The organism is Metabacillus sp. SLBN-84, from assembly GCF_053629595.1.
In genome coordinates this window covers 21,706-43,865 of record NZ_JBRJIP010000004.1, presented here as the reverse complement: position 1 = coordinate 43,865, position 22,160 = coordinate 21,706, and the positions used below count along the sequence as shown (strand labels likewise).

The following is a 22,160-nucleotide window of genomic DNA, read 5'->3' as shown; positions in this document are numbered from 1 at the left end:
TTATTATTAATAGCCCTAAACGCATTGAACATACATTTAATCAAACGTTTGTTTAATTCGCTTACATTCTTTTTTCTCCTGCTTCATTTTTTTTCATTAAGTAATAGCCAATGCCTGCAAGCGTCATAATGAGAATCATCGGTAGCACAAACGGCTCTGCGGCTTCTTTAATTTGCGTCCAATTCGTGCCAAGCTGAATGCCCATATATAAAAAGAAAATGGTCCAGGGAATCATGGCTGCCACCGTGTACACGGTGAATCTCCAGAGCGGCATTCTCCCAATCCCGGCAGGAATGGAGATGGCGTGCCTCACAACAGGGATAAATCTTGCCGTGAAAATAACGCCCGCTCCGTATTTTTCAAACCATTTTTCAGAAAGATCCAGATGATGGCTGCTGATGAAAAGATATTTTCCAAACCTCTCAAGAAAAGGTCTTCCTCCGTAATACCCCATCCAATAAAGAAACAGCTGGGCTAGTGTTCCGCCAACAACGCCGGCGATGACAGCACCAGTAAAGTCCACTCGTCCGAGCGAGATCAAATATCCTCCGTAGCCAAGTACAATTTCACTCGGAATGATTTCAATCATCAAACCGAGTGCAATCCCGTAATATCCAAGATCTGCAAGCATCTCAAGCAATGTGTAAAGTAGCTCCTTCATAATGGCTCCTTTTCTTTTCATATTTCAGCAGCCTGTGCGGCCAAGCCTTTCTCACATATATATGCTTGTTTTACTTGCTCTAATCTCATAAAAACAAAAAAGCAAACCCGTTAAGGTCTGCTTTTTTCTGATTATCTCGTTATGACTGATTTGGCTCCTGCTTTTATGAGAATAAACCATCCTGCGGCTAAAAAGAGTGCTCCGGCTCCAAACAGACCCCCGTAGTACCCGATTGCTTCAGGACCCCCAAACTTGAATACGGTTTCGATTAGAACATCCCGGACATCAGGTATAATAAACAGGACCGCCGCAAGACCGATGGCTACGTATCCGCCAATCAGCCCGAAGCGGTAAAAGATGCTTCCAAGGACAAAGAATATGGTTTGAAGGAAAAAGCAGATGGCTGCATCTGTATAGAAATTCAAGAAATACGGAACGTCACTTTCAAGAAGCATGGAAAAATAGAAAAGTTTGAGGCCGCCTGAACCAGTTCCGCCTATGCTTTCCAGCAGCATGATTAATAGTGTATGGCCGCCCGCCATGAACAAAGAAAGAAGCAGAAGAAACAAGCTTGTCGTTACATAATAATTTCGTCTCGTTGCACCCATCTTCACACTGAAGGGATAGGTTTCTTTTACTGTCAGAAAGCCCGCTATCGAGCTGAAAATGTAGACTGCCATTCCGCTTGAGAAGATCATGCTGCTGCCCGTTGAAAGACTGATGCCAAAAGAGACACCCATACAGGCTACAAGTATACTCCAGAAAATCACAAGTGAGTGACGCATATCCAAAACCTCAAATAAAAGGATGCCGCGGCATTGTCTGATCATGCTGAAACCCCGCCTTTCGTTTTTTCAGTCAAATAAACCATCAGTTCCTGGACAGGAACATGCTCGACGTTCAAGCCCGCTTTTCGGGCCTCGGACTTACTTTCTCCATACAGCACTGCCTGTTCCATGCTGCCGAATGCTTTCCGGTGAATGACATTCTTTCCTGCTGTAAATGCGGATACATCTGATCTTGGGCCGTTTACGATAAACGATTCCTCGCGAAGTTCATCGGCATTTTTCTGCATCAGCAGTTTTCCCTCCGAAACAATCAGAACTTCTTCAAGCAGCCTGCTGACTTCATCAATAAGGTGTGTAGACAGAATGAATGTCCTTTCCTGCATCTCATATTCTTCGAGGAGAAGATCGTAAAATCTGCTGCGTGCTGCAGCATCAAGGCCGATATACGGTTCATCGAAGATGGTAATAGGCGAGCGGCTTGCAAGTCCTACTGTGATGCCGAGCGCGGACTCCATTCCTTTTGACAGCGATTTAACCTTCATTTTTTTATCCAGCGAAAATTCTTCAAGGAGTCTTTCTGCCGTCTCAGGACTCCAGTTCGGGTAGAAATACCCTGCAAATTTGAATATGTCGCCAATTTTCATTCCCTTTTTAAAATTTTCGCTTTCATTGATGAGGCAGATCGACTCTGTGATCCTCTGATTTTCAAATGGCTTCTGCCCGCCGACCAGGACCTCGCCGCCATCAGGCATGACCTGCCCTGCAAGGATTTGCATCAGCGTAGTTTTTCCAGCTCCGTTCCGTCCAAGCAGGCCGTAGATTTTATTCCCTTCAAGTTCCATTGTCATGGCGTCCAGTGCTTTCTTTTTTCCATACTCTTTTGTTAATCCCTTAATGCTAACGTTCATTTTTCCCGCCCCCCTTTTTCAAGCATTTCTTTCAAATCGCTCACACTGATATTCAGCTTTTGCGCCTCGGATTTCAGCGGGAGGATATAGGCTTCAAAAAACTGCTCCTTGCGCTGATGAATCAGCTTGTTTTTTGCCCCGTCTGCTACAAACATCCCAATTCCCCTTTTCTTAAAAAGAATGCCTTTTTCAACCAGCTGGTTGATTCCCTTTGCTGCAGTTGCAGGGTTGATCTGATAGTGCGCTGCAAATTCATTTGTTGATGGCACCCTCTCTCCCTCCTGCACTAAGCCATTGATGATATCGTCTTCAATCTGTTCTGCAATCTGCTGAAATATCGGCCTGTCAGTGTCTAAAAATGGATTCATATGACCCCTCTTTCAGTTTGTTCATTGGTTAGTTACTTATGTAATTAACTATATACCCGGGTGGTAATCATTGTCAATCCCATTTGTAAGGTTTTTCAAAAAACAGGCAAAAAAAAGAAACGGAGCTATTTACCGCTCCGTTTCTTTTATGCATCTTTGAAAGTAACATTCGTTACCTTTTTCGTCTTTTCGCTGTATTCAACAAACACAAAGATCTCAAACGTTTTGCCCCGCTCCTTTAACACAAGCTTGAACGTTTCTGTTGAGATGGCGCCTTTTGTCTTTTTCCCGACATGAAGATAATCGGTGATCTGTGCACCAGGGTATTTTTCCATCGTTTTCTTCATGGCCACTCTTCCGTACTCTTCATACGACAGTACACCGGTTTCAGCCGCAGCTTGAGTTTGTCCCTGGACAAAAACGGCCGGAAGGCACAGCAAAAGAAGAATCAAGATACGGTTCATGTGCAGCACCCTCTTTCTTTTTTCATAGGGTCTGCAGAGGACTGAACTTTATGCAGTCATCTCTCTTACCATAAAAACCTGCTCTGCTTTTACGATGAATCCCTCGTCTTCAAGAATGCCGCAGACCGGGTGGGTTTTGGAGAAATTCACGGCCGTCCTGCTTACGTTAGCTTCGTTTGAAAACGCAAAAGCTTCGTGCAGCAATGATTTAAGGACACTTTCTTTGTTTTCATGCTCTGGATGAGCTTCGCACTGAAACAGGAGGATTCCGGAAAGCTTTCCATCCTCGTCGTATTTGCGTTTTGAAAGGGAATAGCCAATCGTTTCCCCGTTTTCAACCGCAAGCAGCGCTTCACCGTCACGAATGTTCTGCCACTGCACCTGCCAAGGAATCAGCCTGCTGCCAAAAGAGTGCTCCGCTAAATCATGCGGCTTTTTCCAGTGAATATCATGCGGTCCACGGTTCGGATCACATGTCAATGGAGCCGAATAACCAAGGTGAATAAGCTGATCTGTTGTCTGATATCCCATTTTCTCATACAGTCTGATCGCCCGTTCATTATGCGAGAGTGCTTCAAGTGTGGCTGTGTGGACTCCTGCTTTTTCATAGATGGAAAGGACTTCTTCCATCATCTTTTTCCCGACGCCTTTGCTTCGGTATGCAGGGGCAACTCCGGTGCCGCCGTTCCAGGAGACGTTTTTCCCATCAATGGACCTGATGCCGTTTAAGATCAGCCCCACGGGTTCCGTTCCGTCAAAAGCCACAATGGACAGAGCAGGAGAAAGATTTTCAAATACGAGTCTGTTCAGAAAAGCTTCAAGAGTAAGAGTCATATCAAAATCATAGCCTTCAAACCCCTTGTTCCACGCAATCAGTGCATCCTGGAGTGTACATTCGGACAGCCGCTTACATGTGATCATTCTCTCTCCCCTTTTCTTACGTACATAAAAACCATTTCTTCAAGTGTCTTTATCTGTTCCCGGAACGGATAGTCATTTCCGATGACAGAATAATGTAGGCAGGTGCCGTCAATCGTTCCCCAAACCATGGACGAGATAATCGCAGGATTTACATCCGGCCGGAATTCCTTCCGCTCGGTTCCTTCCTGCAAAATCTCCATCAGCAGCGTCCGGTAAACTTCCTCATACCTTGCCGTCATCACCCGTTTCAGCTCTTCATCCCGTCCTGAATGAATCCAGAACTCAAGATGAACGCCGATCATCCGCTGCCAGTCCGGTGAAAGCTTGATCTCCAGATAGTTTTCGAAAAACTGCCTGAGCTTTTCTTCAGCCGTTTCCTTTATACGGAAACGTTCTTTTAATCCTGCGATATTTTCTTCTGTCTTTCTTTGCATCAGCTGCAGATAAATCTCTTCCTTGCTTTTGAAATAGTTATAGATGGCTCCTTTGCTCAATCCGGATTCTGCTACAATGTCATCGATGGTGGCCAGCTGGAACCCTTTTTCACCGAACGCCTTCAGAGAACTGTCCAGAATATGCCGCTTCTTCTTCTCCTTATATTCCTCTGATACAATTGGAGCCATTTGCAGCCCGCCCTTCTTTTTTTAAAACCGACTATATAGTCCATATTATTCCATACACAACGAAAAATTCAAACAATTTTGATTATGAATCGAGTAAAAACTGCCATTGGTCTCCATTGGTTGTGCCTCATATAAATCCACTGGAAAGAGGAGGAAATAATGATATGATAAATTTATACGCCCTGCCAGAAGGAATGCATCAACAAACTGTTACTCCTTTGGGGAATAAATAGTAACTTTTTGAGGTGGAAAATGATCATAGAGACATTGAAGTCTTTGAAAGCGAAGCTAGATGGAGATGGTAGAATTCGAATTCATTTGAGTGATGGTACGGTAGCAGAAAAGAAATGTTTGTTTTTTGACCCCGCATCATTACAAGAATTGAATGAATTTAACTTTGTTTTACCGGATGACTATAAGACGTTTTTAACCTTACATAATGGGGTAAGAATTTCCACTGATGATTGGGGGAGCGGCGTTTTTGTCCACAGTTTAAAGGAAACAATACAAGAAACCCTCTCTATTTCTCATCTAATTCCTCAAAAATATTATTGTGTAATGAGATACGCAGATGTTGGATATTTTTTAATAGACGAAGAAAAAGTTAAAAGAGGAGAAAAAGATTATTTATTTTATGAGGACATTGATAATAGCGATCCTCCACAAAACCTTAAAATGACCTTTGAAGAGTTTATAGAAAAACTAATTGAATTTGAAGGTGAATTATTCTGGTTAATGAAATAAATAGAAAAAGGGCCGATACGAAATTGTATTGGCCCTTTTTCTATTTCTGCTTCTGCTATTGAACCCTATATTTCATTTAGAGAATTAACAAAAAACTAAAATAATTTAGAATATAATTCGAGTAAAAACTGCCATTTGACTTTTGCACCGCAACCCCTTAATGTAGTAAAGGTATTTTTTAAAACACACATATCATCTTCTTATTAAGAGAGGCAGAGGGACTGGCCCTGTGATGCCTCGGCAGCGGACTCGCATTCTTGAGTGCTGTGCCAATTCCAGCAAGCCATGCGCTTGAAAAATGAGAAGAGCTTATTTCCATTCCGGATATAGGATCTCTTCTTGTTATCAAGAGGAGATCTTTTTTTATGCGGCTGCTTTTATCAGCAGAGAGCGGAACACTATGAATATGAAGAATTGAAAGGTGGTTATTATGGACACAAAAGCTAACGGCTGGGCACTTTTGCCCCTCGTTATTTTCATCGGACTGTTTGTGGGATCGGGCATCATCACAGGAGACTTCTATAAAATGCCGATCCTTGTGGCAATCCTTGTTGCCGCAGCAGCAGCTCTTATCATGAACCGGAAAGAAAGCTTCACATCAAAAGTGGAGAGCTTTTCAAAAGGAGCCGGACACCCCGACTTAATGATCATGGTCTTTATCTTTATTCTTGCGGGTGCTTTTTCGGAGGTGGCAAAAGGGATGGGAGCCGTTGAATCAACGGTTAACCTGGCACTTACCTTTCTCCCTCAAAGCCTGCTGATTGCAGGACTGTTTATCATTGGTGCGTTTATTTCGCTTGCGATGGGTACCTCTACAGGAACGATTGCAGCTCTTGCGCCGATTGGAGTCGGAATAAGTACAGAGGCAGACATCTCTGCGGCTCTTGCAATGGGTGCCATTATTGGCGGTGCCATGTTTGGAGATAACTTATCGTTCATCTCGGATACAACCATTGCGGCTGTTCGAACACAGCAAACGGAAATGAGAGACAAGTTTAAAGTAAACTTCTTCATCGTCCTGCCTGCAGCCATCGTAACGTGCGTCATTCTGTTTGTGATGACACTTGGAGGTCAGGCGCCTGTTTCGCCCGACGCATACAGCTGGGTAAAAATGCTTCCATACATCGGGGTTCTTGCAGCAGCCCTGCTCGGAATGAATGTGATTGTTGTTCTTGCAGGCGGAATTATCCTTTCCGGTATGATTGGAATAGCAGACGGCAGCTACACATTAACAGCGTTTCTGCAGAAAATAACAGACGGCATTATGGGAATGGCCGAGCTTGTCATTCTTTCGCTCCTGATTGGCGGTATGGTAGAGCTTATCAAGCGTAATGGCGGCATTCACTTTATTCTCGAAACCATGACAAAGCGCATTTCCTCCAAAAAAGGAGCGGAATTTGCGATTGCAGGCCTTGTCAGCTCAACGAACCTTGCAACGGCAAACAACACAATCTCAATCATTGCGACTGGCCCACTTGCCAAAGATATGGCGGACAAGTATGAAATCGATAAACGAAAATCAGCCAGTCTTCTCGATATCTTTTCATGCAGCATCCAGGGACTGATCCCCTACGGTGCGCAGATGCTTTCAGCGGCTGAATTTGCTTCCATCTCGCCGACAAGCATTCTGCCGTACTCGTTTTATCCGGTACTGATTGCCCTGTGCGGTATTGTGGCGATCTTGATTCAATTTCCGCGATTTAAAAGAAAAGCAGCGTAAGAAAATGAACAGCGTCCTTTTTGGTAACGGGTTCGGCTGAAAGGTGCAAACTGCTAAATAACACGGTAAATAAAATATCAATCAGCATACTAATTTGCATATAAATTGGTATGCTTTTTTATTGATATAAATAGGTTTACTTGTAATTCTTACTCAAATTTAACATATCAAATCGCATAGGAATTAGCAGGATTTCCTTCTAATTTTTCATTTTTTGATCTTCAAAGAAAAAGTAGTTGACACATAAAATTAATTTATGATATTATTAAAAATTTGATTAAAAACAATATACATGTTAAGCTTAAGAAGGTTACCATATATGGAGGTGGATTATTTGTTTCAAATTGGCGATAACATTGTTTATCCAATGCACGGAGTCGGTGTAATTAAAGCTATAGAAGATAAGGAAATATCAGGAAAAAACCAACAGTATTATGTCATAAATATGTTAATAGGTAATATGCAGGTCATGATTCCTACAGATAAAATATTGAGTTCAAGTATACGCCCAGTTACTGACATAATTGCATTAAAGCACATCATACACATTTTTCAGCATGGAGAATCAGATAAATTACTGACGTGGAAACAAAGGTATAAAGTGAACACGGACAAAATTAAAACTGGCAACATACAAGAAGGTGCTGAAGTTATACGCGATTTAATGCGTATGAAGAAAGAAAAGGCACTTAATACAAGTGAAAAAAAAATGTTGGATAACGCACATGAATTTTTGATTAGTGAACTGGGAGTCATTAAAGGGATCACTGATAATCAAATAAGTAGTTTCTGTTAAGGTTAATTATAGATAATGTATTACAACTCCCGAGAATACCCTGAATTTGACGGGAATATGATGCTTATTAAGAGTAAATCTTTTCAAAATCAGCCAACTTCTTCAGCTCACTATTAGAGCATTAACCTCTTTTGTTATTTCTGCAATCTAATCCATTTCTATTTTTGAATTTCTTTTACGAACGTTTGAAGTTTCATCAAATAACTCGATAAAATAATCGCTTGATTTTTGCAATCCTGATTCACACTGGCACGGACAAGGAGCCGTAAGGATGAAAGAGAGGTAGGGCTTTCATTGTTTTAGGTATACAATTTATTATCTAGTCCGTTATTTCTAGAAAAAAACAATCAATATCACCTCTATCCTTGAGAATTTTGTACATCAACTGAGACAGTGAATAGTAATTGTTTCTTCTTTACGTAAAAAAGATAATCGAATGGGTAACACCATATGGTCAAATGCAAAAATGGTTTCCAGACTAGGAAACCATTTTTTGTTTCATTCACATATAGGTAAGATTAGTGGTGATGGTCTTAATCCTTTAATGAAGGATAACGTGGACTTTCTTCATCTTGGCTTTTTATTTCTTTCATCTTTTTTCTGTTAGGATTCTTCAGATCAAGATCTATTACTTTAAAAGCCGCTTCACAATCTTCAACCCGTTTTTCGCATTCGGATAACGGAAGCTCAAGTCAAATCTGGTTGTTTGATTCAAAACACTTTTATAGTGAGAAAAAGCATCGAAGCTGAATTTGCCGTGATAATTGCCCATTCCGCTTTCTCCTACTCCTCCAAACGGCAGGTGCGGAGTTGCGATGTGCATAAGCGTATCATTGATGCAGCCTCCTCCAAAAGAAACCCTGGTGACCACCTGCTCTTCTGTCTGCTTGCTTGATGTGAATAAATAAAGCGCAAGCGGTTTAGGGCGTGCCTGGATAAAAGAGATGGCTTCTTCCAGCTCACTGTACTGGAGTACAGGGAAAATCGGTCCGAAGATCTCCTCCTGCATAACAGGAGAATCTGCTGCCACATCCCCAAGGATGGTCGGAGCAATTGTGAGCGTGGATTTATCTGACTCGCCTCCATGAAGAATGGTCCCATCTTTAAAAAACTCTGTCAGACGGTCAAAATGTTTTTCGCTGATCATACGGCTGTACTTTTCATTCTGGAGAGGATCCTTGCCGAACATTTGCTCAATTTCCGACTTGAGCAGTGTCATAAATTCCTCTTTTATGTCTTCGTGAACCATTAAATAGTCAGGTGCAATACAGGTTTGGCCTGCATTTGTAAACTTTCCGAAAGCAATTCTGCGAGCAGAGAGCTTAAGGTCAGCGTCCTTGTGAACAATACATGGACTTTTCCCGCCAAGCTCAAGAGTAACTGGTGTCAGATGCTTCGATGCGGCCTCCATCACAATTTTGCCGACCGGCACGCTGCCGGTGAAGAAAATCGTATCGAACTTCTCTGCCAGAAGCTGCTGATTCGTTTCTATTCCGCCTTCAATGACGGCGATATACTCCTTTGGAAACGTTTCTTCAATTATCTTCTTCAGCAGAGCGGATACAGCCGGAGCGAATTCAGAAGGCTTTAAGACCGCTGTATTCCCTGCCGATATGGCACCGACAAGCGGCGATAAAGCAAGCTGGAAGGGATAGTTCCACGGGGCGATAATCAGTGCCGTTCCGTAAGGTTCAGGGATAATCCGCCCGGTTGTGCCGATATGGGTAACCGCCGTTTTCACTTTTTCGGGGGCTGCCCACTTTTTTAAATGTTTGCCCGCAAAAGAGATCTCTTCAAGCAGGATCCCGATTTCTGTTGTATAGGCCTCAAACTCGGATTTGTTTAAGTCCTTATTCAGTGCATCTATAATGGCCTGCTCGTTTCTTTTTATCGAATTGCGGAGACGATCCAGGTTTTTTTTGCGGTCCTCGAGTTTTCTTGTATGTCCCTTTAAAAAATACTCTCTTTGGGCCGCAAGAATGGATTGAATTTGTTCCATTTTATTATTACCGCCTTTTAAGTGTTTATATGTTTAATCTTATAAACGTATAGTACATGATTTGAGGTGATTGTGTCAAACCATAAACACCTGCGGCATTTAGACACGCGAGTTAAAGAGGTACTCCGGGTCAGAGACGCCACTTTCTTTAAGATGTTGCTAGGCTCTGGAGAGTTGTGCCACTTTCCCTTATGATGCAATCAGGGTTGTGGCGTCACTCCGGTGAGTGGCGCCATTTTCTTTTATGATGCTGTGGGATTTGTGGCGTCATTCTGGAGAGTTGCGCTACTTCTCTTATATGCAGACAGATATGTGGCATCACTCCGGCGAGTGGCACCACTTTCTCTTATGGTGCAGACTGACTTGTGGCATCACTCAGGTGAGTGGCACCACTTTCTCTTATGGTGCAGACTGACTTGTGGCATCACTCAGGTGAGTGGCACCACTTTCTCTTATGGTGCAGACTGACTTGTGGCGGCACTACGGCGAATTGCGCCACCTCTCTTATGCTGCAGACGGATTTGCGGCATCACTCCGGTGAGTGACGCCACTTTCCCTTGTGATGCGGCAAGCGTTGTGGCGTCATTCTCCAACTTTCCAAAACTCAAACAGCGGCCCATTTTTCCCGTAAAATGGATCATGTGAAGGCAGCGGCACTTGCTTAATCCGGCTGATGGCTTCCTCGTATTCCTCCGTTTTTCCGGTGCACATATCCATTTCCTGATTGTCCGGATAGGCCCCCATGACTTGGAAGTCCGCATCTTTCTGGAGGCATTTGTGGCCGACTCCAGCCGGAATGACCGCTACATCTCCCTTTTCCAATAAAAGCTTGCGGCCTTCTTCTCCTCCAAAAAGAACCTCAGCCCTTCCGCTGAGTACGCCGAGTACTTCATGCGCGGAACTGTGAAAATGATGATAGTTGTAGACTCCGTTGACCCAGGCTCCGTTCCAGCTGTTCTTTTTCAATGCATGTTCAAATTCCTCTTTTTCAGAAAAAGCGGCTTTGTATACGAGCAGCGGAAACTCCGTATTATTCGGAATGGTTCCATCTCCTTCAAACAGCTCATGCTGGACGTTCATTCATCTTCCTCCTTTTTTAATGCCTGTCACGCAGACAGTCAATTCAGGACGCACTTTTTTAAAGGATACTCTTACATCTTCATAGCCGCAGGCGAGCATGTCATAGCGGATCTGTCTGCCGAACATTTTTGTTTTTTCCGCTGAAGCATCCTCTTCCCTTGGCTGCATTGTGATGGCCGCCATTCCTCCGGGCTTCAAGGATTTCGTGAGATTCTCAAGCCCTGCGCGAGGGTCGTTCCATATCGTGTAATTGTTGACCGAAAGCAGCTTGTCGTACGTGTTTGCAGGCAGCTCGACTGTTTCGGCATCGGCCTTCATTAATTTCACGCGTCCGTTTTTCACATAGCTGCTGAACTGCTTTTCTGCCTGTTCCTTCATCGTTTCAGAGACATCCACCCCGTCTATAATGACTCTGCGGTGATGTTTCAGCATATAGCCGATGCTGTACCCCGGTCCAAATCCTATTTCCAGAATACGGTCCCCCGGCCTTATCTTCAGTTTGCCGATCGTCCATTTATTAATTGTTGTGTTCTCAAGTGCCATGATTTTTCCTGCTACAATCCCTAAAAATCCTTTTGGCCGGCTGAAATTTTTTGTGAACGCTGTAAACATGCCCCGCACCTCTTTTTCCGTCTTTTTCTTATCTTTATCACCGATGCGGTCAACTTAAACAATTTGCCTGTGAAAAAAAGACTGATTGACAGATTGAATGAAACTGCATACACTTAACTTAAACGTTTAAGTTAAGTGTATTATCTCGAAACGGCCTACACCAAACCACTCTCACTTAAACGATTAAGCAAAGGGGCTGAATACGATGGCTGAACCTCAGTCTGCTCACGTCTTGCTGAAACAGCAAAGCTTATGGACAAACAAGACCTTTTTGTCACTCTTCACCGCCTACACACTCTCCATTTTTGGCGGCACGTTTCACACAATTGCCCTGAATATCTGGGTGCTCAAAACTTATGACAGCGCAGCCCTCATGTCTGCCGTCCTTATCACTCATATGCTTGTGACCACGTGTTTTGCCTCCATAGCAGGCACGGCAGCAGACAGGATGAACCGGAAAAAAATGATGTGGATATCAGACTTGATCAGGTGTTTGCTTGTAGTTTGTCTCGCGGCAGCAATCGCGGTGGAAACCCCGTTCTGGGTCATTATCCTGCTTACTGCAGGTACAGCACTTTCCGGGTTGTTTAAGGGTCCTGCTTTTAACGCTTCGCTCACTGATGTGGTAGGCAAAGAGAAGATCCAGTCAGCAACAGGTGCTATGAGTCTTGCAGACAACATTGCAAGAACACTTGGGTTTGCTGCCGGTGGAATCGTCGTGGCTGCTTTTGGCGGTGTTGCGGCTATTTTAATTGATGCGCTTATGTTCTTTTTATCTGTGATTCTCGTTCTTGCGGTGAAAAATTTTCCCGAGCACAGGGAGACCTATGCAGAAAAAACAACGTTTAAGCAGGATTTGCTCACTGGATTCTCATATATATGGCAAGAACCGTTCGCACGGGCGATCACGATTCTATCACCTGTTCTCATTCTGTTTTTCACCACATCCCTAATGATCATTCAGGTAATTGCCATTAAAGAGTGGAAAGCATCCCCTGCTGAATTCGGCCTGATTGAAGCAAGCATTCCGCTTGGGTATATGGCCGGTGCGGGGCTGATCATGGTGTTTGAAAAGAAACTGGTTCACAGAGGCATGATTATTCTTGGCAGTACAATCGCTCTCGGGCCCCTCTATGTCATTCTTGGAAAGATTGATTCGGCTGTGATTGGAATTCCTGTGATTTTGCTGGTGGGATTTTTATTTTCGTTCAGTACCCTGCTCATAAATGTCATACTCAGACTCGAGGTAACGAGCAGCATGCAGGGAAGAGTGTTCGGAACGATTGGTGCTCTTACGAGTGTTCTCCCTCCTGCCGGCCTCGCTGCAGCTTCGTTTTTCACCGATCTCTTTGGCGGAGGGCATGTGCTTCTCATTTGCGGTTTGCTTCTCACTGTTATCGGGATGATCGGGTGGTTCTGGCTAAAGGATTTGAGGGAGTACAGATAGTGCACACAGACAAAAAGCTGCCAGGTAAATCAGGCAGCTTCTTCTTACTTATGATGAAAAGGGCATTTCCCCTGGATGGGCTCAATGTCATCTCCGATAAAATACTGCTTCCACTCTCTGTGATCCGGGTCCCCGTAGTGGCTGATGTTCGGGTGCTTTGGAAGCTGATCCCACTTTTCAACCCGCTCCCTCACTTTTTCGCGGGACATGCTGCCGCCCTCTGACGTGCCTTCGAGTCCTTCAAATATGCGGCGCGGCTGGAAACCAAGCACTAAGCTTGCCCCAAGATCTCTTGTTTTCCGCTGTTTGTAGGCGGGGGCATTTCCAAAGACGAAGTACGGTTCATCGGCAAACGAAAAGGCCCAGAGGTGATGATCCGGATCCTGCGGGTAATCTTTCGGCCAAGGCTCTTTGTCGATATCATGAAGGTACTGAAGCACATTCCAGAAATACTCCCGGTAGTACGGAATCGATTTCTCGTCCTCCTCCGGTTCAACGAACACAAACAGACCGTGGCGAATGAGCTTCTCAGCTTCGTCAAACAGCTTCTTAAACGAAATCAGGGCTTCCGGAAGATTAGACCAGTCTTCTTTTGATATGTAAGCATATCTCAGCTCTCCCTTTTTTTCTGCGGCCATTCCGAAGTAGCATGGGAACGTTTTATTTGTGACGACACTTCTGAAATTCTGATATTCCCTTATGACCCATTCGGGAACGATTTCAGGATTGGTCATATCTTCTTTTTCAAGCAAATATTTAGGCACCGTGATCATCGTTTCACTCCTTAAATGATTGTGAAAAGCATCTTCTCCCTCTCTTTCCATACCCTGCAATCAACTGCTTTAATCCATTAAATAAATATTAAACAAACGTTTAATTAAGACCTTGTCTTTCAAGTTTTTATTGTTCAGAGCGCGAATCTGCCCTTATACTTGTTGTAGAAAATGGAAAAAAGAGAGGTCCCCCTTATGCTTAAGCGTTTTTTCACTTATTACCGTCCATATAAAGGACTGTTTATCATTGATTTTACCTGTGCCGTCATTGCAGGACTGCTTGAACTCGGATTTCCGCTTGTCGTAAATGCTTTTATCGACCGTCTGCTTCCGGGCGGAGACTGGAATCTGATTATCTGGGCCTGCGCAGGACTGCTATTCCTTTACTTGCTGAACACTGTTCTTCAGTATGTTGTGACCTACTGGGGACATATGCTTGGCATTAACATTGAGACTGATATGCGGAAAAAACTGTTTGAACACATTCAAAAGCTTTCCTTCCGCTTTTTTGACAATACGAAAACCGGGCATTTAATATCCCGGCTGACAAATGATCTGATGGAGATCGGCGAGCTTGCCCATCACGGACCTGAGGATTTGTTTATCGCGGTGATGACGTTAATCGGCGCATTCTCCGTCATGCTTGCCATCAATGTAAAACTTGCGCTTCTGACGTTCCTTGTTATTCCGTTCCTGCTTTTCCTCGCCATTTATTTCAACAACAAAATGACGGCAGCCATTCATCAGCTGTACACAGATGTGGCGGATTTCAGCGCGAGAGTTGAAAACAACGTAAGCGGCATTCGCGTTGTTCAGGCTTTCGGAAATGAAAGGTTTGAAAAAAAGCAGTTTCAGGAAAACAACCTGCGCTTCAGGCTGTCAAAGCTTACGGCGTATAAGATTATGGCGATGAACCTTTCCATCAGCTACCTTCTGATGCGCCTCGTCACTCTGTTCGTCCTTGTATGCGGCACGTGGTTTGTTATTCAAAACGAACTTACCTACGGAGAATTTATTGGTTTTGTCCTGCTTACAAATGTGCTGTTCCGTCCGATTGAAAAAATCAATGCGATTATTGAGAGCTATCCGAAAGGAATTGCAGGCTTTAAACGCTATGTTGAATTAATAGATACAGAACCTGATATAGAAGACCGGCCCGGAGCTGTTGAGGCAGGCCCTCTTAAAGGCAACATCCGTTATGAAAACGTCTCATTCGGTTATGGGAATCATGACAATGTATTAGACGGCATCGATTTAACCATCAATGCAGGCGAAACTGTTGCATTCGTCGGTCCTTCCGGGGCGGGAAAAACGACACTCTGCAGCCTTCTTCCGCGCTTTTACGAAGTGACCGGCGGGAGCATCACAATCGACGGAACAGACATCCGCGACCTCACGCTTCAGTCGCTCCGGACACAAATTGGCATTGTCCAGCAGGATGTTTTTCTTTTTTCAGGAACGATGAGAGAAAACATCGCATACGGCAAGCTGGGTGCGTCAGACCTTGAAATATGGGAAGCTGCCCGGCATGCCCAGCTCGAAGAACTGATTTACTCCCTGCCGGACGGACTTGACACGGTCATCGGCGAACGCGGCGTTAAGCTTTCAGGCGGCCAAAAACAGCGCTTATCCATTGCAAGGATGTTTCTTAAAAATCCGCCGATTCTTATTCTGGATGAAGCGACATCCGCTCTCGATACTGAAACAGAAAAAGCCATCCAGGAATCCCTGGCCAAGCTGTCAGAAGGCAGAACGACTCTCGTCATTGCCCACAGGCTGGCCACGATTAAAAACGCAGACAGGATCATCGTCGTCAACAAAGACGGAATTGCGGAACAGGGGTCCCATGATGAACTAATGGCGCAAGGCAAAGGATATAAGCGTCTTTATGAAGCTCAGTTTCAAGTGTAGAACCTGCAGCAGATTCTTTTAATCAAGCAGAAAACCCCGGTCCTTAAAATCAGGCCGGGGTTTTTCTATGTCAGCTGAGTGATGTATCCAGGGGCTTCAGCTTTGCTTCAATTTCAGCACGGCGCGGCTCAAGGAACGGAGGAAGAGCGAGTGCTTCGCCGAGATGCTCAAGCTCCTCATCAGTATCAAATCCCGGACCGTCTGTTGCAAGTTCGAAAAGGATGCCGTTAGGCTCCCGGAAGTAAAGGGAACGGAAGTAAAAACGGTCGACAAATCCTGAACTCGGGATGCGCTCAGCTTTCAGCTTCTCAATCCACTTGTGCATCTCTTCTTCATTTTCAACACGGAATGCCACGTGGTGAACTCCTCCGCGTCCAAGACGCTCCTGCGGCAGATCGAGGCGCTCTTCGATATGCACCTCTGCTCCTGTGCCGCCTTCTCCCGTTTCAAACACCTGAATATCCGGCTGGCCGGGTACATCAGACGGATAGCTGCCTTTCGCCCGGAAACCGAGAATATCTGTCAGAATTTCTATCGTCCTTTCAGGAACAGCCACTGTCAGCTTGACTGGACCAAGTCCGGTAATCGCATATTCAGCCGGAACCGGGCTCTTCTCCCAAGGTGTTCCTGCGGCAACTCCCGAATTGTTCTCATCAGATACCAGAATCAGCCGCTGCCCTTCAAAATCTCTGAAAGAAAGAGTCAGGCGGCCAAATGCCTCAGTAATCTCCCCGTGCTCCACATTGTGCTTCTCAAAGCGCTCTTTCCAGTAGGAGAGTGCCGCATCGCTTTTCACGCGGAGCGATGTAGCGGAAATGCTGTTGACTCCTTCGTGGACCCTGCCTGCATTGGCAATTTCAAAAAACGTCAGCTCTGTGCCCGGATTTCCTTTTTCATCCCCGTAAAACAGATGATACACAGACACATCGTCCTGATTGACTGTTTTCTTAATTAGCCGAAGACCAAGTGTTTTCGTATAAAACTCATAGTTTTGAGGTGCTTTTGCTGTAATGGCTGATACATGGTGAATCCCTTTTAACGGCAGCATGTAAATCCCTCCATAAAATTATCTTGAATTCGAGATATTATAGGTATACTATACACCCGCTGAAAGCAGATGTCAATGATTTGGGATTTGATAGGAAGCTGGCTGTAAATCCTCGATCGTTGGTAGTAAATCATGTATTCCCGGTTGTATTTTCTTACAAGTTGGCAGTAAATGAAACATTCTCGGTTGTATTGGCTCCGCCGCTGTCAACACCATGCATTCTCAGTTTTTGTGATTTGCCAGAAGGCAGTCAAACTTGCATGATTGGTCATTATAACTCATTAGCCGGAAGCAAATCTGCATTCCCGGTCGTTTTAACTCCCTCCTGAACCAGGTATTCTCCATCTTGGAAATACTTTCATATTTTGCTAGTATCAAAGAAGAATGATTGTTCAGTACAGGAGGTATGGTTGTGAGCTCAGGCGATGATAAGAAGCGCAGGAATTTGAAAGTGATTCAATTTGATAAGGATAAAAACAGCCTGGTCGAGACGGTCCAGCCGCAGGAGACATTTGATGATGTCGGCGGACTTGAGGATGTAAAAAAACGGATCCGCATGGATTTTATTATGCCCATCCAGTCGCCTGAGTTTTTTCAGGCCTTTGGTAAAAAGAGCGGAGGCAGCCTTCTGCTGTACGGACCTCCGGGATGCGGGAAAACATTTTTGGCAAAAGCGATTGCAGGTGAGATCAATGCAAGCTTTATCCACCTTGAGCTGCAGGCGATTCTTTCCATGTATGTCGGCCAGAGCGAGCACAATCTGCATGATGTTTTTGAGAAAGCACGGGAGCAGAAGCCTTGTGTGCTGTTCATTGATGAGCTTGACGCCCTTGGGGGAAACCGGCACCGCATGAGCCAGCACCACGACCGGATGATCGTCAATCAGCTACTTTTGGAGCTTGATGGACTGCAGTCGTTCAACGATCAGGTGTACATCATCGGGGCGACGAATACACCCTGGTATCTTGATCCGGCGCTGCGAAGGCCGGGAAGGTTTAACTCTCTCATTTTCATCCCGCCTCCCTCACAGGAGGAGCGCGAGCTGATTTTGACGCTCAAAACAAAAGATAAGCCTCAGGAGAAACTTGATTTATCGAAAGTGGCTAAGGCAACCTCGCACTTTTCAGGAGCTGATCTGACTCAGGTTGTGGATGATGCCGTATCAAAAGCCATTGAACGCTCACTCGAACAGGGTTCCCTGCAGCCAATGTCACATGCAGATGTCCTAAAAGCTGCAAAGAACCGGAATCCTACAACGCTTGAATGGTTTTCAACAGCTAAGAACTATGCGACGTTCAGCGATACGAATAAGGATTATCAGCACGTTCTGGACTATATGAAAGTGCATGGCATCCGGTGATGTTCAGCTTCTATGAGGAGAGGATCCGCAAACTGACAGACTGGAAAAATTACAGCCAGGCTATTGAAGAAGCACATGCACTGATTGCGTCTGATCCTGAGGAGGCCCGTTCGTATTCGCTTCTTGCCAGGATCTATGCAGATAAGGAGGATTTTCCTGCAGCTGTCCATTTTTCAAAAGAAGCCCTCCGTAAAGATCCGGAAGACTTCACCGGTCACCTCATACTTGTCATGGCCCTCTTCAATATTGGTGAATGGAAAGCATTTGATGCGGCTGCAGAAAGTGCTCTCCATCTCTATCCGGACACAGCGCACCTCTATTATCTTAAAGCCCTTAGAGCCCTGCAGAAGAATAAATTGAAGAATGCTTTGGGACTCATGGAGATTGCGCTTGTTCATGAAACCGAAGATGCCACATACCTTGCAGCCTACAGCAATCTCCTCCTGCTTGCAGGGAAAAAGAAAAAATCGAAAGAATACGAGCAAATGGCTTTGAAAAGCAATGAGGATAATCCCTATGTGTATTATACTCTGGCCAATACCGCCTTCAACCGCGGCGATTTCAAACAGGCAAGAGAACTCAGCCGCAGCGCTGCGGAAATTGACCCTGAAGATCAGGATTACAGGGAACAATACCTCGATATGCTGAAAACGGAATATGCTGTTCACAGATATTTGCTTTGTATCCTGCAGACTCATTCCTTCATCAGAAGAAAAGCCGGAATTCTTTTCTGGCCGGCGTTCCTTTTTTTCTTCATTGTGTTCAATCCGCTTTTCTGGCTGTATTTGATCGTGATTCTTGTTCCCTATTACATCAGCCATTTCACAGCTGGAAAGCTTGTCAGCCGGAAGCTTGGCTATAGGAAATCAAAACCTGAAATCAGCAGAGGGAAGGCTGTCGCGGCTGCCATGTTTGCCGCACTTGTTTTGACCGGTTTGTTTGCTGCCATTTTCAGATAACATTCTTTGTTTTGGGGTAAAGAGTACAGAGGTGATGGACATGGCATTCAATTATGACGAGGACTTCGAACATACGGATTTCCGAAAGAATCCCGAAAAGTACCGGGTCGGCAGAGGCGAGCAGGGCGTTTTGCTTGTTGAGCCATATAAAGGTGAAATCCTTCCCCACTGGCGGTTTAAAACACCTGAGATTGCGAAGAAATCTTCAGAAACGATTTACGCGATGTATGAAGAATACAAAGAAAATGGCGATTTTGTCGGAATGGACATGGCGCGGAAGTTCATCCAGATGGGCTACACCCGCGCCAGACGCTACGCCAATTATAAGGGCGGGCAAAAGTATAAGGAGGACGGCGACCTTCACGAGCGTGACATTGACGAAGAAAAAGCTGAATCTGCTTCTATCTTCAAGGAGAAATGGATCAAAATCAGGGAAGATGAAGACTATTTGATATTGAAAAAAGAGCATCAGAAAAAGTATGGCTGAATGAAATCGTTCAGGCACTGCAATCTTACTTAAAACCATTTTTGGAGGCGCCTATGAATATCCGGATTCTAAACGGACACGATGCCGCCGCATACCGCGGCATCCGCCTTGAAGGCCTGAAAACCAGCCCTGAAGCGTTTGGCTCAAGCTACGAAGAAGAGCTGCTTTATACAATAGACTTCTTCAAAGCAAGGCTCGACGCCGAGCACACGTATACGTTTGGCGCTTTTGACGGGGATGCACTTGCAGGGGTTGTTACGCTTGTACCTGAAACGAAAGCGAAACTCAAACATAAAGCCTCCATCTTCGCGATGTATGTCTCTCCAACTTACCGGGGAAAGGGCGTTGGCAGAAAGCTTATGACAGCGGCTATTGATCATGCCGGGCAGCTGGAAGACACAGAACAGCTGCAGCTTTCTGTTGTCAGCAGCAATCAGTCTGCTTGGCACCTTTACGCCTCGTTAGGCTTTTCAGTATATGGCTGTGAAAAAAGAGCCCTGAAAGCGAACGGCACCTATTTTGATGAAGAGCATATGGTGCTGTTCCTTTAAAAATATGTAAAACCCGGACTCATGCGGAGCCCGGGTTTTTTCTGGGTTCTTACACTTCCCTTATTTCAAACGGTGCAAGCACCTTCTCAATCTTATCCCTCTGCGTCTCATACCGCTCCGGCAGCATAAGTCTTTCGCCGAGCACCTCTTCATCATGCGCAAATCCAGGAGGATCTGTTGCGATTTCAAACAGGATCTCACCGTGCTCCCTGAAGTAGATCGCATTAAAATACTGGCGGTCCTGCACAGGCGTCACCTGGTAGCCGCTTCTTGCGACATGCTGCTGCCATTGAAGCTGATTGCTGTCGTCTTCTGCCCGGAAAGCAATGTGATGAACGGTGCCTACCCCCATTCTTCCCCGGCCAATCGGAGTCATCTTTAAATCAATGATGTTTCCGATATCAGCCGTTGAACGAAAACGGATAAAGTCCCGCTCTTCGGCGATCTTTTCATATCCCATCACCTTTTCAAGGAGTTCTGCCGTTTTTTCAGGACGTGCGGACAGGAGAGTTGCACCTGCGAAACCTTTTATCGCAACATTGGTCGTAACACCGCCAAACTCCCATGAGTTCAGTTTTCCTTCTTCCCTCTCAACAAGCTCAAGATGCAGTCCGTGAGGGTCGTCAAATACAAGGAATGACTCGCCAAACCGTTCCATCTTTTCAAACGGCACGCCGTATCTCCCAAGTCTTTCTTCCCAAAACGTCAGAGCTCCTTTTGGAACAGCATACGACGTTACACCGACCTGGCCGTCTCCAATCGTACCCTGATACGCATCCGGCCAGGGGAAAAAGGTAATAATGGTTCCCGGATGGCCCCCTTCATCTCCGAAGTAAAGATGGTACGTCCCCGGATCATCAAAGTTAACCGTTTGTTTCACTAATCTAAGCCCAAGAATTCCTGCATAAAAATCAGCGTTTTCCTGCGGATGGCCGACAATTGCCGTAATGTGGTGAATACCCGCTGTTTTCATTGATACATCTCTCCTTTAAAAGTAGTTTCTCTTTCTTCAATCTATATAAACATGAGTTAATATCTCGAATTCAAGATAATTTTAAGGTATTCTCTGCTGAATGTCAACATTGACCTAAATAGGTTGACCAGCCGAGAATATGCGAAGCTCTTTATAAGGAGAGATGAACACTTCAGCACGCCAGAAAGATAACGTTCTAATTCATTCAATGAGTTCTGTTAACAAAAATCTTCTGCCCTGCAGCCAAAACGACCAGCAAAAAACAGGATGTGTAAAGGAAGAACAGCTTTGTAAATGAAATGAGAATGCCGGAGCTGTTTTCGACAGTACCCGCATATGGCATCGTCCAGGGATAAAACATGCCGAACGTCTGACCGGCAGCTGAAGTTGCGGTTAAAAATGCGATGCAGCATAGGAATACGTTCAGGATCATGCTTTTAATATAGCTTTTGAGATAATAGGCGATCAAAAACTGGATGACTGAAAGTCCGCAGACACCCATCCATCCAAGCAGGCTGCTTTTGAATAAGGTGCCCCATGGAACAGCACCCTTAATTCCAAGAAAAGAGCCAAGCAGGATAAACAGAGCAAGCGCAATTACCTGCGCCAGCGCAAGCAGCATGAACAGCCATAACGTTTTCGAAAAGAAATGAGCCTCATGCTTCACCGGATAAGTGAACAGCTTGAGCCAGTTGTTTCCCCTCTCTTCATATCTGCACAAAGAAGAAGCAATCATTCCAGAAAGCATCGGCAAAAACACGCTTGCGTAAAACAGACTTGTAATCATCCAGGCCATCAGCCACTGATTTTCAAACGGTGAATTGTATTCGCCAACCATCACCTTAGTGTAGATGACAACACCATAGACGACGGGGATTCCCGTCATAAGCAGGATGATCAGCCAAATATTTGTCTTCCTGGATTTTTCCCATTCCATTTGTAAAAGAGTTCGCATTCAAAGTCACTC

23 protein-coding genes and 1 riboswitch are annotated in these 22,160 nt (G+C 44.9%); of the genes, 9 read left to right on the top strand and 14 right to left on the bottom strand.

Annotated features, from left to right (window positions below; all coding sequences use genetic code 11):
- Positions 1–61: 61 nt before the first annotated feature.
- The 7 genes from RKD52_RS20930 to RKD52_RS20900 all read right to left on the bottom strand — a co-directional run bounded on the left by RKD52_RS20930 (position 62) and on the right by RKD52_RS20900 (position 4,733).
- A complete protein-coding gene (locus RKD52_RS20930) occupies positions 62–661 on the bottom strand; it encodes a DedA family protein (RefSeq protein WP_454101372.1) in 600 nt (199 codons plus the stop codon).
- 131 nt (positions 662–792) lie between these two features.
- Positions 793–1,491 carry a hypothetical protein gene (locus RKD52_RS20925; protein ID WP_454101350.1) on the bottom strand — a complete coding sequence of 233 codons (699 nt, stop codon included), beginning with the start codon at positions 1,489–1,491 and terminating at the stop codon, positions 793–795.
- Entirely contained in the window at positions 1,488–2,357 is an 870-nt protein-coding gene (locus tag RKD52_RS20920; protein ID WP_454101349.1) for an ABC transporter ATP-binding protein, read from the bottom strand. The genes RKD52_RS20925 and RKD52_RS20920 overlap by 4 nt, the downstream gene beginning before the upstream one ends.
- A complete protein-coding gene (locus RKD52_RS20915) occupies positions 2,354–2,725 on the bottom strand; it encodes a GntR family transcriptional regulator (protein ID WP_454101348.1) in 372 nt (123 codons plus the stop codon). The genes RKD52_RS20920 and RKD52_RS20915 overlap by 4 nt, the downstream gene beginning before the upstream one ends.
- 146 nt (positions 2,726–2,871) lie before the next feature.
- On the bottom strand, positions 2,872–3,189 hold the full coding sequence (locus RKD52_RS20910) for a DUF3889 domain-containing protein (RefSeq protein ID WP_454101347.1): 318 nt from the start codon (positions 3,187–3,189) through the stop codon (positions 2,872–2,874).
- A 48-nt stretch (positions 3,190–3,237) separates the two neighbouring features.
- Positions 3,238–4,110, bottom strand: coding sequence for a GNAT family N-acetyltransferase (locus tag RKD52_RS20905; RefSeq protein WP_454101346.1), 873 nt, complete (start codon positions 4,108–4,110; stop codon positions 3,238–3,240).
- The gene (locus RKD52_RS20900) at positions 4,107–4,733 is read right to left on the bottom strand and encodes a TetR/AcrR family transcriptional regulator (RefSeq protein ID WP_454101345.1); all 627 of its coding nucleotides are present in this window, start codon (positions 4,731–4,733) and stop codon (positions 4,107–4,109) included. Before RKD52_RS20900 ends, RKD52_RS20905 begins: the two co-directional genes overlap by 4 nt.
- A gap of 252 nt (positions 4,734–4,985) precedes the next feature.
- Here RKD52_RS20900 and RKD52_RS20895 point away from each other — a divergent pair, with 252 nt between their 5' ends.
- The 3 genes from RKD52_RS20895 to RKD52_RS20885 all read left to right on the top strand — a co-directional run bounded on the left by RKD52_RS20895 (position 4,986) and on the right by RKD52_RS20885 (position 7,993).
- Complete coding sequence (locus RKD52_RS20895; protein ID WP_454101344.1) at positions 4,986–5,477, top strand: SMI1/KNR4 family protein; 492 nt, start codon at positions 4,986–4,988, stop codon at positions 5,475–5,477.
- Positions 5,478–5,674: 197 nt separating this feature from the next.
- Positions 5,675–5,782, top strand: a riboswitch (SAM riboswitch).
- Between the two features lie 122 nt (positions 5,783–5,904).
- Positions 5,905–7,197, top strand: coding sequence for a Na+/H+ antiporter NhaC family protein (locus RKD52_RS20890; protein ID WP_454101371.1), 1,293 nt, complete (start codon positions 5,905–5,907; stop codon positions 7,195–7,197).
- 319 nt (positions 7,198–7,516) lie between these two features.
- A complete protein-coding gene (locus RKD52_RS20885; protein WP_454101343.1) occupies positions 7,517–7,993 on the top strand; it encodes a CarD family transcriptional regulator in 477 nt (158 codons plus the stop codon).
- A 628-nt stretch (positions 7,994–8,621) separates the two neighbouring features.
- On the opposite strand, the gene RKD52_RS20880 is transcribed toward RKD52_RS20885, so the two are convergent.
- From RKD52_RS20880 to RKD52_RS20870, 3 genes are all read right to left on the bottom strand, one after another.
- Positions 8,622–9,992 (bottom strand): aldehyde dehydrogenase, encoded by a 1,371-nt coding sequence (locus tag RKD52_RS20880; protein WP_454101342.1) that lies wholly within the window; start codon positions 9,990–9,992, stop codon positions 8,622–8,624.
- 582 nt (positions 9,993–10,574) lie between these two features.
- Entirely contained in the window at positions 10,575–11,072 is a 498-nt protein-coding gene (locus RKD52_RS20875) for a cupin domain-containing protein (protein ID WP_454101341.1), read from the bottom strand.
- A complete protein-coding gene (locus RKD52_RS20870; protein ID WP_454101340.1) occupies positions 11,073–11,684 on the bottom strand; it encodes a class I SAM-dependent methyltransferase in 612 nt (203 codons plus the stop codon). It lies immediately after the preceding gene.
- A gap of 205 nt (positions 11,685–11,889) precedes the next feature.
- Here RKD52_RS20870 and RKD52_RS20865 point away from each other — a divergent pair, with 205 nt between their 5' ends.
- Positions 11,890–13,131 (top strand): MFS transporter, encoded by a 1,242-nt coding sequence (locus tag RKD52_RS20865; RefSeq protein WP_454101339.1) that lies wholly within the window; start codon positions 11,890–11,892, stop codon positions 13,129–13,131.
- 44 nt (positions 13,132–13,175) lie between these two features.
- Here the strand turns inward: RKD52_RS20865 and RKD52_RS20860 are convergent, their stop codons facing one another.
- Positions 13,176–13,904, bottom strand: coding sequence for a YqcI/YcgG family protein (locus RKD52_RS20860; protein ID WP_454101338.1), 729 nt, complete (start codon positions 13,902–13,904; stop codon positions 13,176–13,178).
- A gap of 195 nt (positions 13,905–14,099) precedes the next feature.
- Between RKD52_RS20860 and RKD52_RS20855 the strand changes: the two genes are divergently transcribed.
- A complete protein-coding gene (locus tag RKD52_RS20855; RefSeq protein ID WP_454101337.1) occupies positions 14,100–15,815 on the top strand; it encodes an ABC transporter ATP-binding protein in 1,716 nt (571 codons plus the stop codon).
- A gap of 70 nt (positions 15,816–15,885) precedes the next feature.
- Here RKD52_RS20855 and RKD52_RS20850 read toward each other — a convergent pair whose 3' ends face one another.
- On the bottom strand, positions 15,886–16,860 hold the full coding sequence (locus RKD52_RS20850; RefSeq protein ID WP_454101370.1) for a ring-cleaving dioxygenase: 975 nt from the start codon (positions 16,858–16,860) through the stop codon (positions 15,886–15,888).
- A gap of 415 nt (positions 16,861–17,275) precedes the next feature.
- Here RKD52_RS20850 and RKD52_RS20845 point away from each other — a divergent pair, with 415 nt between their 5' ends.
- From RKD52_RS20845 to RKD52_RS20830, 4 genes are read left to right on the top strand one after another with little or no spacing between them, the layout of a single operon-like run.
- Positions 17,276–18,223: an ATP-binding protein gene (locus RKD52_RS20845; RefSeq protein WP_454101336.1), complete on the top strand. Its 948-nt coding sequence runs from the start codon at positions 17,276–17,278 to the stop codon at positions 18,221–18,223.
- Complete coding sequence (locus RKD52_RS20840) at positions 18,223–19,182, top strand: tetratricopeptide repeat protein (RefSeq protein WP_454101335.1); 960 nt, start codon at positions 18,223–18,225, stop codon at positions 19,180–19,182. Before RKD52_RS20845 ends, RKD52_RS20840 begins: the two co-directional genes overlap by 1 nt.
- 40 nt (positions 19,183–19,222) lie before the next feature.
- Positions 19,223–19,669, top strand: a complete 447-nt coding sequence (locus tag RKD52_RS20835; RefSeq protein ID WP_454101334.1) for a DUF4385 domain-containing protein — start codon at positions 19,223–19,225, stop codon at positions 19,667–19,669.
- A 53-nt stretch (positions 19,670–19,722) separates the two neighbouring features.
- Positions 19,723–20,220, top strand: a complete 498-nt coding sequence (locus tag RKD52_RS20830; RefSeq protein ID WP_454101333.1) for an N-acetyltransferase family protein — start codon at positions 19,723–19,725, stop codon at positions 20,218–20,220.
- Between the two features lie 49 nt (positions 20,221–20,269).
- Here the strand turns inward: RKD52_RS20830 and RKD52_RS20825 are convergent, their stop codons facing one another.
- Positions 20,270–21,193, bottom strand: a complete 924-nt coding sequence (locus tag RKD52_RS20825) for a ring-cleaving dioxygenase (RefSeq protein ID WP_454101332.1) — start codon at positions 21,191–21,193, stop codon at positions 20,270–20,272.
- 205 nt (positions 21,194–21,398) lie between these two features.
- A complete protein-coding gene (locus tag RKD52_RS20820) occupies positions 21,399–22,148 on the bottom strand; it encodes an ABC transporter permease (RefSeq protein WP_454101331.1) in 750 nt (249 codons plus the stop codon).
- Positions 22,149–22,160: the final 12 nt, after the last annotated feature.

Excerpts from the sequence above, each read along its gene's own strand:
- RKD52_RS20860 (WP_454101338.1), bottom strand. The coding sequence starts at position 13,904 with ATGATCACGGTGCCTAAATATTTGCTTGAAAAAGAAGATATGACCAAT.
- RKD52_RS20920 (WP_454101349.1), bottom strand. The coding sequence starts at position 2,357 with ATGAACGTTAGCATTAAGGGATTAACAAAAGAGTATGGAAAAAAGAAA.
- RKD52_RS20905 (WP_454101346.1), bottom strand. The coding sequence starts at position 4,110 with ATGATCACATGTAAGCGGCTGTCCGAATGTACACTCCAGGATGCACTG.
- RKD52_RS20910 (WP_454101347.1), bottom strand. The coding sequence starts at position 3,189 with ATGAACCGTATCTTGATTCTTCTTTTGCTGTGCCTTCCGGCCGTTTTT.
- RKD52_RS20820 (WP_454101331.1), bottom strand. The coding sequence starts at position 22,148 with ATGCGAACTCTTTTACAAATGGAATGGGAAAAATCCAGGAAGACAAAT.
- RKD52_RS20930 (WP_454101372.1), bottom strand. The coding sequence starts at position 661 with ATGAAGGAGCTACTTTACACATTGCTTGAGATGCTTGCAGATCTTGGA.
- RKD52_RS20900 (WP_454101345.1), bottom strand. The coding sequence starts at position 4,733 with ATGGCTCCAATTGTATCAGAGGAATATAAGGAGAAGAAGAAGCGGCAT.
- RKD52_RS20825 (WP_454101332.1), bottom strand. The coding sequence starts at position 21,193 with ATGAAAACAGCGGGTATTCACCACATTACGGCAATTGTCGGCCATCCG.
- RKD52_RS20925 (WP_454101350.1), bottom strand. The coding sequence starts at position 1,491 with ATGATCAGACAATGCCGCGGCATCCTTTTATTTGAGGTTTTGGATATG.
- RKD52_RS20835 (WP_454101334.1), top strand. The coding sequence starts at position 19,223 with ATGGCATTCAATTATGACGAGGACTTCGAACATACGGATTTCCGAAAG.
- RKD52_RS20875 (WP_454101341.1), bottom strand. The coding sequence starts at position 11,072 with ATGAACGTCCAGCATGAGCTGTTTGAAGGAGATGGAACCATTCCGAAT.
- RKD52_RS20865 (WP_454101339.1), top strand. The coding sequence starts at position 11,890 with ATGGCTGAACCTCAGTCTGCTCACGTCTTGCTGAAACAGCAAAGCTTA.
- RKD52_RS20915 (WP_454101348.1), bottom strand. The coding sequence starts at position 2,725 with ATGAATCCATTTTTAGACACTGACAGGCCGATATTTCAGCAGATTGCA.
- RKD52_RS20880 (WP_454101342.1), bottom strand. The coding sequence starts at position 9,992 with ATGGAACAAATTCAATCCATTCTTGCGGCCCAAAGAGAGTATTTTTTA.
- RKD52_RS20870 (WP_454101340.1), bottom strand. The coding sequence starts at position 11,684 with ATGTTTACAGCGTTCACAAAAAATTTCAGCCGGCCAAAAGGATTTTTA.
- RKD52_RS20830 (WP_454101333.1), top strand. The coding sequence starts at position 19,723 with ATGAATATCCGGATTCTAAACGGACACGATGCCGCCGCATACCGCGGC.
- RKD52_RS20840 (WP_454101335.1), top strand. The coding sequence starts at position 18,223 with ATGTTCAGCTTCTATGAGGAGAGGATCCGCAAACTGACAGACTGGAAA.
- RKD52_RS20855 (WP_454101337.1), top strand. The coding sequence starts at position 14,100 with ATGCTTAAGCGTTTTTTCACTTATTACCGTCCATATAAAGGACTGTTT.
- RKD52_RS20895 (WP_454101344.1), top strand. The coding sequence starts at position 4,986 with ATGATCATAGAGACATTGAAGTCTTTGAAAGCGAAGCTAGATGGAGAT.
- RKD52_RS20885 (WP_454101343.1), top strand. The coding sequence starts at position 7,517 with ATGGAGGTGGATTATTTGTTTCAAATTGGCGATAACATTGTTTATCCA.